Source organism: Streptomyces sp. NPDC006879, from assembly GCF_042869595.1.
GTDB lineage: Bacteria > Actinomycetota > Actinomycetes > Streptomycetales > Streptomycetaceae > Streptomyces.
The window spans coordinates 1-12,440 of sequence record NZ_JBIAGC010000074.1 but is presented as its reverse complement, the minus strand read 5'-3'; the positions used below and the strand labels follow the sequence as shown (position 1 = coordinate 12,440).

The window sequence follows — 12,440 nt, the reverse complement described above, 5'->3', positions numbered from 1 at the left end:
GGGTATTTACGGGGTGCTGCCATGGTGCTGGTGGTTCTCCTTCGCCAGGACCGTAACCCTGGCATCAGGGACTCCACAAATCTCAGTACAGCTCAAAGCCCCCAGGCCAGCATGCCGAGACCTCATTCGCTCACAACCTCGTTAGCCTTCGGTCATGAGCTCCCACCCCTACCTTTCCGCACTGTTCTCACTGGATGGCCAGGTCGCCGTGATCACGGGCGGCAGTTCCGGGATCGGCCGGGCCGTCGCCGGCGCGCTCGCACGGGCCGGGGCGAGCGTGGTGATCGTGGCGCGCCGGAAGCCGGAACTGCTCGCCACAGTCGAGGAGTTGACGACGGCGGGCTGCCGGGCGGCTTGGGTGAGCGCAGATCTGAGCACGCGCAGCGGGGTGCACGGTGCGGCAGGCGAGGCAGCCACTGTCTTCGGCGAGCCCGACATTCTGGTCAACGCTGCCGGGATCAATCTCAGGCCTCCCATGGCCGAACTGGGCGAGGAGGTGTGGGACGCCACGATGGCAGTGAACCTGGAGGCGCCCTACCTGCTGGGCCAGCGATTCGGCCCGGGCATGGCCGAACGGGGCTTCGGGCGCATCATCCACATCACTTCCCAACAGGCCCACCGTGCCTTCGTCCACAGTGGTGCGTACGGGGTTTCCAAGGGGTCGTTGGAGTCGCTGTCCCGTTCACAGGCCGAGGCGTGGTCGCCCCATGGCGTCACCTGCAACACCCTCGTGCCCGGCTTCGTCATGACCCCACTCAACGCGCGTCTGTCCTCCGATCCGGCGCGGGTGGCGGCCCTGGCCGAGCGGACCCTCGTCGGGCGCAACGGCCTGCCCGAGGACTTCGCCGGGGCGGCGGTGTTCCTGGCCAGCCGCGCCTCCGGCTATGTGACCGGACAGTCCATCTTCGTGGACGGCGGCTTTTCCGTGCACTGAGCGTAGGCCCCGCCCCCGCCCCCGCCCCCGCAGTCGAGTGTCACCACCACGCCTGCGGGAAGCGACCACCTGCGCGTTCGCCCATCGACGAGCGCCCTGCGACCCAACGGGCGCCCGGTGGGGCGGTGCGGGCGTTCACGGGTGCGATCGATGCGCAAGGACGTGCCCCGTGACGGCCGAGGCGACTCCCTCGGGCGGCGACCCGCAAGGGTGCAACCTGGCGCAGCGCTCCGCGAAGCCAGAAGGGCACGCCCCCACGACCCATCAATCGCAAGTGCAATGCACGCGTGGCGAGTAGGGCACCCGGGGGCAACCCGATGCTCCCGACCCCCCGCCACGTCTGCCCGGGAAAGCGGCGGCGGGTCGATGTTCCGTGACTGTTCATCCGTCCTTGAACTGGGAATTCCCGATCCATCCAGGTGTAGCCGATCGAATGAACCCACCCGAGAGGTCTGGACCAATCGCAGTACGTCAACTCCGTGGCTCAAACGACTCGTTACACCCCCGCTGCGCAAATGGTCTATACCTTCACCGCTAGAGTGGGCCGCCTGAAACGGGCACATACACAGCCGTGGGGGGCTCTATGACCGTTCACCACCTACCTCTGCCACCTTCCGACGAAGAGCTCTACTGGTACTTCGGACCGCAGCACCGCTGGGTCCTGATCAGCACCTCGGCCGCCTTTGTGTTCACGGCGGCAACCATGTTCACCTTCGCCCTACGCACCCCGGCGCTCTGGGCCTTCCTCGCCGTCCTCGCGCTCAACGTCCTCGCCCTCGCCCTCTCCTGCCTCAACAGCCTTCGGGGACGCCGCCTGACCAGGCAGTCACACGAAGTACTCGTGCAGGCCTGGCGACCGCCCGAGCTACCGCAGGTAGACGTCTACCTTCCGACCTGCGGCGAACCACTCGCCGTCCTCGACAACGCCTACCGTGCCGTCGCGGCCCTCGACTGGCCCAACGCACTCAACGTCTGGGTCCTCGACGATGCTGACCGCACCGACGTCGCCGCTCTGGCCACTTCCTATGGCTACCGCTACGTCGTGCGCCCCGACCGGGGACACCTCAAGAAGGCCGGCAACCTCAACCACGCACTCACCCTGAGCGGAGCCGAGTTCATCGCCATCCTCGACGCGGACTTCGCTCCCCGGCCGGACATGCTGCGTCACCTCGTCCCCTACCTCGCCGACCCCGCCGTCGGCATCGTGCAGAGCCCGCAGTGTTTCGACACCGACCCGTCCATGGGCTGGATCCAACGCGCCGCCGGCTCGGCGCAGGAATGGTTCTTCCGCTGGATCCAACCGTCCCGGGACGCCAGCGACGCCGCCATCTGCTGCGGCAGCAACGCCGTCTACCGCCGCAGTGCGATCGACGCGGCCGGCGGCTTCGCCCGCCTGGACCACAGCGAGGACCTCTACACCGGACTCGCACTCCACGAGCGGGGGTACCGCACCCTGTACGTTCCGGTACTGGTCGCCAAAGGCACCTCGCCCGACGAAGTCGCCTCCTTCATCAACCAGCAGTACCGGTGGGCGATGGGGAACCTGCACCTGCTCGGCACCAAAGCGCTCAGCCGGATGGGCGCGCCCTGGCGGATGCGGCTGTGCTTCTACGAGGGCATCGTGGGTTACCTGACCGCCGCCGTGAACACCTTCGCGGCGCCGCTGCCGCCCCTGGTGATGATGTTCTGGTACCCAGATCACATCAGGCCCTGGCACGTGCTGCCGCTCCTCGCCCCGCTGTGGCTCTGGCACGTGCTACTGCCGCGCATCAGCAGGACGCGCTGGCGGGTCGAGGTGATCCGGGCGAACGTCCTCACGAGCGTGGCAGCCGCGACCGCGTTCCTCCACACGCTCCGGGGCCGGAGCGCGGCCTGGGTGCCCACCGGTGTGCGGGGCACCGCCGCCTCGGGGGGAATGGCACGCCGGGTGGTGGGTGTCGCACTGGCTTGGCTCCTGGTCTCGAACGCTGCGGCTGCCACCGGCCTCGCACTGGCCGTCGCGCGCAACGGCTGGGAGCCTAACTGGGGTCTCCTGTTCTACCTCTTGGTCCAATACCAGATCAACGTCCCGCTACTGCGCGACCTGTTGACCGAGTCGCTCCCGCAGGCGAGGTCGCGCGGCACGGGCAGGGCCCACACGGCGGGCCCCACGGCGCCACTCACTCGGCTACGCAAGCCACTGCGACTTTCCGGTGCCATGCTGCCCCGCCGCTGGCCGGAGACCCTCGCGGCCTCCGCAGTCCTCATCCTCACCGGCCTCCTGGCATCCGGGTGGGTCAACCCGATGCTTCCCTGGCTGAGTTGAAAGGCGTCGCCTTCATGCCGTTCCTCCTCGCTCCCGGACCGGGCGCACCACACAAGCGCGCCAACATCCCACCCGGGCCGCCGCCTTCCCCTTCCCGTCCCGGCGGCGAATCCGGACCGAGCCCCCACCGTTCCACCTTCAGGCCCGACATCGAGGGTCTACGTGCAGTGGCCGTGCTCGCGGTACTCGCCTACCACGCCGGAATTCCCTGGGCGACGGGCGGATTCACCGGCGTGGACATGTTCTTCGTCATCTCCGGCTACCTGATCACCGGCCTCCTGACCCGCGAAGCGATCACCAACGGTCGAATCCGCCTGGGCGACTTCTTCTCACGCAGAGCCCGACGGCTACTCCCCTCCGCCGCCGTGGTACTTGTGGCAGTGGCGGTGGCGGGAGCCTGGCTGACCGTGCCGCTGCGCCGCACGGACGTGGAGTACGACGTCCTCGCGGCGGCCCTTTCCCTCGCGAACTGGCGGTTCGTCGCACAGCAGACCGACTACCTCACCGCCGGCCACGACCAGAGCCCGCTGCTGCACTTCTGGTCCCTCGCCGTCGAGGAACAGTTCTATCTGCTCTGGGCGCCGCTTTGGGCCGTGATCGGGTTCTGGGCGGCCAGGGCGGTTCGCCGCGGCCGAGCGGTACGCGCCACGGCGGCTCTGGTCACCGCGTTGGTGACCCTTGGCTCGTTCGCCCTGTCCCTGCACTGGACGGAGCGCAGCGCATCGCTGGCGTATCTCGCAACGCAAGCGCGCATCTGGCAGTTCGGCGTGGGCGCCCTGCTCGCCCTGCTGCCCTGGCACCTGGTGAGCGGGCCCCGACCACTACGGTGGCTGTGCGGCTGGACCGGAGCCGCCGCAGCCCTTTGGTGCATCGTCTCCTATGACAGCTCCACCCCCTACCCCGGCAGCGCGGCGCTCGTACCGACCCTGGCCACAGCCGCCATCCTCCTCGCCGCGACACCCGGACGAGGCGAGCGCAACGCCGAAGGCGCATACGCAGTCGGCCGGTTGCTGTCGCGGCGGGCACCGCGTGCGGTGGGGCGGCTCTCCTACAACCTGTACCTGTGGCACTGGCCGGTACTCGTGATGGCGCAGGCCAGGTTCGGCACCCTCGACTGGCCAGCGAAGACCGCGCTTACGCTGGCGGCCGTGCTACCCGCCTTCGCCACCATGCGGCTGGTCGAACGACCGCTGCGCCGCAGCCGTACGGTCTGCGAACACCCCCGGCGCGGACTGTCGGTGGGCGTGACCGCCGTCGTACTGCCGGTCGTCCTCGCCCTGGTGGTGGGCACCACCACACTCCACCTGCTGGGCTCGACCCGCCCGGTGGATCCCGCGGGCCTGCCCCCGGGCGCCGCCTCGGGCCCTTGGCTGCTCCAGCGGACCCCGGGGGTGACGCTTGGGGACGGCCCGGTGCAGCCGGGTCCCGTCCAAGCGCGCACGGACTTTCCGCCGGACGGCGCCTGTGAGGTCGCTCCCCCGGTGACCCGCAGCCCCCAGTGCCTCTTCGGCGCCCGGGAGAGCGCGAACCGAGTCGTGCTCCTGGGCGACTCGCACGCCGGACAGTGGTTCTCCCCCGTGTTGGCAGTGGCCGCCCAACGCGGTTGGGCACTACAGGTGTTGGTGAAACAGGGCTGTCCCCTGGCACAACTGACGGTGCACAACCCCCAGCTCGGCCGAACCTATCGGGAATGCGACACCTGGCGGTCCGACACCCTGGAGCAGCTGCGTCAGCAACCGAAGCCCCAACTGATCGTGATCTCCTCGCTCAACCGCTACACCGACGACCAGGAGCTGCTTGCCCGAGCTTGGGAGAAGACCCTGGCGGCACTGCGTGCACTCGACGTTCCGATCGTGTACATCGAGGACACCCCCGTCCCGGGGACTGACATCCCGGCATGCGTCTCCGGCAGTCCCCAGGCGCCCTCCGATTGCGCCTTCACCCGCAGTCGTGCCCATCGGCCCGATCCCCTGGCGAAGCGGATCGCTTCCGGGGCCCTACCCGGTGTACTCAGCGTCAGCGTGAATCCGATCCTGTGCCCGGGCAGCGGCCCCACCTGCCCGGCCGTACTCGACCGCATCCTGCTCTACCGCGACGACACCCACCTCACCAACGCGGCAGCCGTCATCTTGACCCCCAGGCTGGAACGACTCCTCACCGAGGCCGGTGCGTTGCCCGCCCGGGCAGACGCCGCCACATCGCGAACGGACGGCTGGACCGAGCTGATGCGGGACGACTTCGACGGGCCGGCCGGCAGCCCCCCGTCCCGGGCCCGCTGGGTCCACGACCTCGGTACCTGCTACCCCGGATGCCCCGCGCCGCAATGGGGCACCGGCGAGGTCGAGACCATGACGGACTCGACCCAGAACGTCCGCCTCGACGGCAGGGGCACCCTGGAGATCGTCCCCGTCTCCAAGGACGGACGCTGGACATCGGGGCGCATCGAGAGCAGGCGCTCCGACTTCGCCCCGCCGCCCGGCGGGATCCTACGGATCGAGGCCTCGATCGCCCTGCCAGACGTGACCGGGGCGAAGGCCGCCGGCTACTGGCCGGCGTTCTGGACGCTGGGGGCGCCCCTGCGTGACGGCTACACCGGATGGCCAGGTGTCGGGGAACTGGACATCATGGAATCCGTCAACGGACGCGACACCGTCTTCGGCACCTTGCACTGCGGCGCTCCCGAGGGCGGGCCGTGTCAAGAACCCGTGGGTCTGACATCCGGTCCCCAGCCGTGTCCCGACTGTCGCACGGCTTTCCACTCCTATGCGGTGGAAGTCGACCTCTCCCCCGGCGCACCTCAGGTGAGGTGGCTTCTGGACGGTCGGGTGTACCACCGCGTGGACGGGGGCCAGATGGACTCCGGGACCTGGAAACGCGCGCTGGACCACGGGGTGTTCCTGATCCTCAACGTGGCGATCGGCGGCACGTTGCCACTCGCCGACGGCGCACGCGTGGGACCCGCCACTGAAGGGGGGCACCCGATGCGGGTCGACCACGTCACCGTCTCGACGCGCGAACCGCGCCCCTGAAGGCCACGCCGAAGGTCCGCGCAGACCCGTAACCGGCGCGGGCGCACCGCCCTCAGGAGTGGCTGAGCACGTTGATCACACGACCGTTGGGGTCACGCACGAAGAACCGGCGCACTCCCCATTCCTCGTCCGTCAGGGGGTGGACGATCTCAGCGCCCCGGTCCACCATCGCCCGGTGGACGGCGTCCACATCCTCGACTTCAACGCTCACATCCGGGGCGACCGGGGCTGTCGGGTCCTCCACCATCAAGCTCAGTTGCACGGTCGGGTTGTCGGTGGAGGCGAGCGTGACGATCCACCCGTGGTTCATCACCTCCTCGAAGCCAAGCGCGCCGTAGAAATCGCGGCTCTCGGCCAGGGCCGGGCCCTCGGACTGGAAGTTGGCGACGATGCGGCGAACGTTCATCAGTTCCTCCTTGAGGCGCGGCGAACCCGAAATCCCTGCGCTCCACCGCTGTTCAGCGGGCTGACGTGCGGGACACCACACGCTACCCAAAGCCAGCCGGCCACGGTCTGGCACAGCCGGCACAACGAGCCGGTCCCTGGTCCTGCCCGCTCCGGGGCCCGGCACCGGCGCCGGAGCCACAGCCCGTCTGCCCCACGACATCTTGTCGTGGGGCAGACGGGCTGTCCCGCTACGGGTCTGCCCGAACCCCGACCGGCTCCAGCCGTAGCAGCACCCGTGGCGGCGAGCTCGCCCCGAGCACAGCCCGGGGCGAGAGCCTCACACGCCAGATCCACCTCCGGCCCCCGGTCTGCCGGGCCCACCGGGTGCGCGGTCCACCCAGAAGGGGCAAGCTGGGCATGCTGCCTCGGTGTCGAGGACGGGCGGAAGGCGAGGTGGACGTCGTGGACGCTTCACGTAGGGGCAGGCTCAGCAGCGGGCTCCGGTCCAGAATGCGGACAGCCACCCTGGCATGCGCAAGCGCGGCCCTGGCAGTGGCTGTCGTCCCGGCCGCCGCACGGGACCGGGCGGCCCCTGCCCCCGCACCGGATCCGGTCGTGGTCGTCGACTGCTTCTCACAACCCCAGGTGCGGCCCACGGAGTACCTCCTGGCCTGCGGGGACGGCAACAACCGCCTCGTCGATCTACGGTGGGACAGTTGGGGCTCACGGACCGCGAAGGCCACCGGCACCGACATGGTGAACGACTGCCGCCCGTACTGCGCGGCAGGCCGCTTCCGCCCCTATCCGGTGACGGTCACCCTCAGCAACCCCGAGCCTTGGCCCGATCACCCCGACGTCCGGCGTTTCACCTCGATCCGGCTGGAGTACACCGATGCCGCCCCGACTCCCGCGGGCAAGGACGTCACCTACAAGCTCGCCTTCTGACCGACCGCACTGAGCGTTCACTGGCCGTTACGCCGGTATCGGGCCCGGCCGGAGGCAGGTGCGAGGGCCGCGTCCCCACACCGTGCCGCCGGCCGGCTCCCCCTACGGAGGGCTGTCCCGCATCACCTCGCCAGCCATCGCCTTGGTCGCCTGGAACGGTCTCAGCGCGAGGCGCACCAGGGAGAGGGCGTTGTCGTCGCCGGCTATGCGGTTGGAGCTCAGTGCCCGGCACCTCAGGCACTCATGGATGATCATCCACTCGCCGTCGTGGCGGGTGAACACGGCCAGCGGGATCATGCGCCCTGCGCAGCCGGCGGCGCGGTCTCCCGGGACACGTCGGTCGACGTGTCGGCTGGCGAGGCAGTGCGGGCAGTGGTTGCGGTGCGCGGTGCCGGGCGCCTTCAAAGGGACGTCCAGGCGGCAGCCGAGGCACCTGAAACCACCTGGACGTTGCTCGGAGTGCCGGTGGTGCACGTCCTTGTGCCGCTGCGGGCGTCTACGTGCTGCCCGTGCTCGCCTGAGGGTCGGTTTCTTGCGTGACATGGCCGGTCTCCTCCCTACGTCCCCATCACAGCGAGCCCAGCGTTTCCAGTGGAAACGGAGGTTGCGCGAGCGGGCGTACGGCCATCCGCAACAGCAGGAGTGGGTTGTCCTCACCGCTGACCGGGTTGGAGGAGAGCATGTCGCAGCCCGCACAGCGGTGGATGACCCTCCATTCGCCCGTGGGCAGGACGGCGAGCGCGATGGGACCCATCCGCCCGTGGCACTCGCTCGGGTCGCCCTCGGGGCGGGCGTCCTCCACGTGCTGTGCGTGCAGGCAGGACGGGCAGTGGTGACGGCGCTGGCCCTCCGCTGTGACGCCGGGGAGGGTCAGGGTGCACCAGGTGCAGACGAAGGTGTCGGCGCTGGAGGAAGGTCTGTTGTTCGGGGCGCTGCGGTGAGCGCTGTTGGTGTTGGACACCCGGGGTGCTCCTTGCTGAAGGACATGACTGTGACAGCAAGAGCCGGCCGAGCGGACCTCGACGTGGAGGCCGATCGCCCACCGTGCCCCGAGGGACGGGGCGAACTACCGGTGAACGTACGGGGTCGACGCGATCACGCCGGTTGTTCTGGTCTGAAACGACACAGAACGCGGGCGGTTACGCGGTACGGAGAGGGGCGCTCGGCGCGGTCCGGGGCATCAAGACACTCTTTCTCAACTACGAAGGCATGGCGGATGGTCCAGGTTCGACAGACAGGTTAGGCAGACTCTTCTGGTGCCGCCAACGAGTTTTCCCCGACTCTCCGGCTTCCCGTGCCCCCGACCTGCGTCAGGGGCACGGCGGTGAGCGGGCGTGTCGGCAAGGGCCGCAGCAGCGGCGGCCAGGATCTTGGCGAAGGGGCGGGCGGTGACCACTTCGGCCTGGGTGCTGCGATGACGTGTCGGACACTCGGGGTCCCTGTCTGGGGCCTCCTCGCTTCCAGTGACGCGGCGCGAAGGCCGCGTCCAAGAGGTGGACCGCACCGCGCCTGCTGCTGTGACTCCGTCACACGCCCCGCAGAGCGGGCCACTTATCCTTCCATGGTGAAAAGTCAGTTTCCTGCATGGGTCGCCGCGCGCAGGTGAGCCCCGCGCCTATCCGTCGCCGAGCCGAAAGCCACTGCCATGAACCGCCTTCCCGCCGACCCCACCACGCTTCACCCATTTCCTGAGCAACCGCGCCTGGTGATGCTGAAGCCGCTGGTCCGCTCTCCGCTGATCGATGTCGGCGAGTACTCCTACTACGACGATCCTGAGGACCCGACCGCGTTCGAGACGCGCAATGTCCTTTACCACTACGGACCGGAGAGACTGGTCATCGGCAAGTTCTGCGCTCTGGGCACCGGGGTGCGGTTCATCATGAACGGCGCCAACCACCGCATGGACGGTCCGTCCACGTTCCCCTTCCCCATCATGGGCGGCTCCTGGGCCGAGCACTTCGACCTGCTCAGCGGGCTCCCCGGCCGGGGAGACACCGTGGTCGGCAATGACGTCTGGTTCGGTTACCAGACCATGGTCATGCCTGGTGTACGCATCGGGCACGGCGCCGTCATCGCCTCCGGAGCCGTCGTCGTCGACGATGTCGCGGACTATGCGATCGTCGGGGGCAATCCGGCGCGGACGGTCCGTAGCCGCTTCTCGGACGAGGACATCGCCCGCCTGCTCCAACTCGCCTGGTGGGACTGGCCCCCGGAATACCTCAGCGAGCACATCCGGACCATCATGTCCGGCTCCGTCGATGATCTCGAAAGGGTCGCTCCACGCCCCTGAGCCCCATGCCTGCGCGGTCAGCTTCGAGCGGTCTCACCCTGTTCGGGCCTCAGATCCGGTGGACGGCGGCGCGCGAGTGGCCGTGGACCGTGCCCGCCCTCGCACCGGGCGCCCTCAGACGCTGAAGGCGGAGGTCAGCCCCTGGGTCTGTAGCCAACGCGACAGTGCACGGCCGATGGCGTCCGGCTGGTCTTCGGGAGCGTGGTGTCCGGCCGGGCCGCAGTGCTCGACCTCCAGGGAGGCGATGTTCGCCCGGCTCCAGCCGATCACTCTCTCCTCGATCAGGAGGGTCGGTGAGGAGTCGAAGGTCAGCAGCAACTTGGGGACGTCCGCACTGCGGGCGAGCCAGGCGCCGTAGACGCCCATCCGGGCGACGACCTCGGCCGGCTCGCCGTCGAGGGGCGTCATCCGTGGCCACGCCAGCAGAGGACGTCGGCTCTCGGGCGTCGGGTAGGGGGCCCGGTACGGTTGCGCCTGCGCCGCGGTGAGCGGGTTCAACACGCCTCCCTTGAAGGCAGTTTCAAGGAGGAGGTTCTTTGCGAGGACGAGGTCCTCGCCGACTCCAGGCGTACGGAAGGCCTCGAAACGGGCCCGTGCGGCCGGAGCGAGCTCTTCGGAGGTCAGCGGTTTGAGCATCGTCTCCATCAGAGCCACCCCCCGCACCTGAGCCGGATTGCGGGCCGCCCAGTCGAGGGCGAGTACACCGCCCCAGTCGTGGCCGACGAGGACGACCTCGCGTAGCTCCAGCGCCTCGAACCAGGCACCGAGGTAGCGGGCTTGGTCGGCGAAACCGTATTCGATGTCGGGCTTGCCGGAGGCCCCCATCCCGATGAGGTCGGGAGCGAGTGTGCGGGCCTGGCCGCGGACGTGCGGGGTGACGTTACGCCAGAGGTGCGATGAGGTCGGGTTGCCGTGCAGGAAGACCACCGGCGATCCGTCGCCGGTGTCCGTGTAGGAGATGTGGGAGTCGATGACGTCAATGACGGGCATGTTCGGCGGTCCTCTCGCAGGGGCCCGGCTCTACGGGGCCGACACTCGGTCACGCGGTACATTGCGTTAGTTCGGCTAACATTTGCCGCACCAACGAATTCACCGGAACCGTACATCGTTCGGCGCACCAACACAACGGAGTAGGATCGCCGCATGAGTACCAGGCCCGTATCACCCGCTCCCGCACCGAGCGCCTCCACCAGGACGCGCGCCAAGGACATGGCCGACCAGACCGCCCCCGAGCGGGTACGTGGTCTACCGAGCAGGCTGCTCTCGCTCACCACGCTCCAAGCCGAGCGGCTGGTGGGCGCGGGCCTGGCCACCGAGAACGTCCGGACCTGGCATTTCGTGGTCCTCGTGGCCCTCACCGAGGCCGGCCCCGCAAGCCAGTCGACGCTAAGCCGCCGCACCGGAGTCCACCGCAGCGACATGGTCGCCGTCATCAACGACCTCACCGAGCGTGGCCTGGTGCAACGGGCCCCGGACCCTGAGGACCGTCGCCGTAACGTCATCACCGTGACAACCGAAGGCCGCAGCCAGCTACGCCGGCTCGACGAGATCATCAACGCGGCGCAGGACGAACTGCTGGCTCCCCTCAGCCAAGCCGAACGCGGTCAGCTCACCGAGCTACTGAGGCGCGTCCTGGACCACCACGTCAAGGCCGCACACCACGAAGGGAAATGAACACACCGGCCAGTGAGACAGGGCAGCGGTGGACGAGGTGGCGCAGGCTCAAGTCGCGGCCGAAAGGAACTGCGTCCAACGCTCACGGTCGACGAAGCCGTAGTGTCCCGCCCCGGCCCATACGTGCCCCGTCCCGTTGGGGAGCTCCTCGGCGACCCGCTCGGGCATCCTCGGGGAGATGATGTCGTCGGCATCACCGTAGAACACCTCGATGGGCTGCCGAACGTCCTCCAGGACAAATCCCCAGTCCCACAGCGCAAGAGTCATCTCGTAGGTCCCTTCACCCTCGTGGGACATCCCCTGCTCGAAGCTCGCCTCGAACATGGCTCGCTGTGCGGGGTCGTCGAGTAGCGTCGCGGCATCGGAAGGGTCGTCCTCGGCGACCGACTCCACGTAGGAGGGCAGATCCTTCAGGACCTGCGTGGAGCTGCCCCGGTAGGCCCACCGCAGCAGGTGGTGCAGACGGTGGATCTTGGCTATCAACTTCAGGTCCCGCATCACCAGTTGCCTGCGCATGAACGGGTCGCTGAAATCGCCGACGGGCGAGGCCAGGACGCCCTTGGACACCCGGCCGGGCAGGCGGCATGCGACTGCGAGGGTGTGGGGAGACCCGCCCGAGTGCCCAGCTACCGTGAATTCCTCAAGGCCGAGGTGGTCCGCGAGTTCCTCCACATCCCGCCCCCAGTCCGCCATCTTCCGGCCGGGCTTCGGCGATGATCCACCGACGCCCGGTTGATCGGGTGCGATGACACGGACGCCGAGCGACGCCGTGAGTGCGTCGTCTGGGCTTGATCCGCTTTGACGGACACTCCTGATCAGGGGCTTCGCCCCCGGAAGGATGATGTCCATCATGGAGAGCATGGGGAAGAAGAAGCC

Annotated in this window: 11 protein-coding genes; 6 read left to right on the top strand and 5 right to left on the bottom strand. The window is 68.8% G+C overall.

Going from position 1 to position 12,440, the window contains the following annotated elements; all coding sequences use genetic code 11:
- Positions 1 to 154 precede the first annotated feature (154 nt).
- The 3 genes from ACFYMC_RS28970 (at position 155) to ACFYMC_RS28960 (ending at position 6,268) form a co-directional block, all read left to right on the top strand.
- Positions 155 to 934: an SDR family NAD(P)-dependent oxidoreductase gene (locus ACFYMC_RS28970; protein ID WP_388530886.1), complete on the top strand. Its 780-nt coding sequence runs from the start codon at positions 155 to 157 to the stop codon at positions 932 to 934.
- A 583-nt stretch (positions 935 to 1,517) separates the two neighbouring features.
- Complete coding sequence (locus ACFYMC_RS28965) at positions 1,518 to 3,239, top strand: glycosyltransferase family 2 protein (RefSeq protein WP_388530883.1); 1,722 nt, start codon at positions 1,518 to 1,520, stop codon at positions 3,237 to 3,239.
- A gap of 14 nt (positions 3,240 to 3,253) precedes the next feature.
- Complete coding sequence (locus tag ACFYMC_RS28960) at positions 3,254 to 6,268, top strand: SGNH hydrolase domain-containing protein (RefSeq protein WP_388530880.1); 3,015 nt, start codon at positions 3,254 to 3,256, stop codon at positions 6,266 to 6,268.
- A 52-nt stretch (positions 6,269 to 6,320) separates the two neighbouring features.
- Here ACFYMC_RS28960 and ACFYMC_RS28955 read toward each other — a convergent pair whose 3' ends face one another.
- The gene (locus tag ACFYMC_RS28955) at positions 6,321 to 6,674 is read right to left on the bottom strand and encodes a VOC family protein (protein ID WP_388530877.1); all 354 of its coding nucleotides are present in this window, start codon (positions 6,672 to 6,674) and stop codon (positions 6,321 to 6,323) included.
- 491 nt (positions 6,675 to 7,165) lie between these two features.
- Here ACFYMC_RS28955 and ACFYMC_RS28950 point away from each other — a divergent pair, with 491 nt between their 5' ends.
- Positions 7,166 to 7,600 (top strand): hypothetical protein, encoded by a 435-nt coding sequence (locus ACFYMC_RS28950; protein WP_388530874.1) that lies wholly within the window; start codon positions 7,166 to 7,168, stop codon positions 7,598 to 7,600.
- A gap of 102 nt (positions 7,601 to 7,702) precedes the next feature.
- Here ACFYMC_RS28950 and ACFYMC_RS28945 read toward each other — a convergent pair whose 3' ends face one another.
- Positions 7,703 to 8,143 carry an RNHCP domain-containing protein gene (locus ACFYMC_RS28945; protein WP_388530871.1) on the bottom strand — a complete coding sequence of 147 codons (441 nt, stop codon included), beginning with the start codon at positions 8,141 to 8,143 and terminating at the stop codon, positions 7,703 to 7,705.
- 25 nt (positions 8,144 to 8,168) lie between these two features.
- On the bottom strand, positions 8,169 to 8,561 hold the full coding sequence (locus tag ACFYMC_RS28940; protein WP_388530868.1) for an RNHCP domain-containing protein: 393 nt from the start codon (positions 8,559 to 8,561) through the stop codon (positions 8,169 to 8,171).
- A 684-nt stretch (positions 8,562 to 9,245) separates the two neighbouring features.
- Here ACFYMC_RS28940 and ACFYMC_RS28935 point away from each other — a divergent pair.
- A complete protein-coding gene (locus tag ACFYMC_RS28935; protein ID WP_388530865.1) occupies positions 9,246 to 9,890 on the top strand; it encodes a CatB-related O-acetyltransferase in 645 nt (214 codons plus the stop codon).
- A 114-nt stretch (positions 9,891 to 10,004) separates the two neighbouring features.
- On the opposite strand, the gene ACFYMC_RS28930 is transcribed toward ACFYMC_RS28935, so the two are convergent.
- A complete protein-coding gene (locus tag ACFYMC_RS28930) occupies positions 10,005 to 10,880 on the bottom strand; it encodes a haloalkane dehalogenase (RefSeq protein WP_388530862.1) in 876 nt (291 codons plus the stop codon).
- 153 nt (positions 10,881 to 11,033) lie between these two features.
- Between ACFYMC_RS28930 and ACFYMC_RS28925 the strand changes: the two genes are divergently transcribed.
- Complete coding sequence (locus ACFYMC_RS28925) at positions 11,034 to 11,564, top strand: MarR family winged helix-turn-helix transcriptional regulator (protein ID WP_388530859.1); 531 nt, start codon at positions 11,034 to 11,036, stop codon at positions 11,562 to 11,564.
- 48 nt (positions 11,565 to 11,612) lie between these two features.
- On the opposite strand, the gene ACFYMC_RS28920 is transcribed toward ACFYMC_RS28925, so the two are convergent.
- Positions 11,613 to 12,440, bottom strand: an 828-nt coding sequence (locus tag ACFYMC_RS28920; protein WP_388530856.1) for an alpha/beta fold hydrolase, incomplete at its 5' end; no start/stop codon positions are given.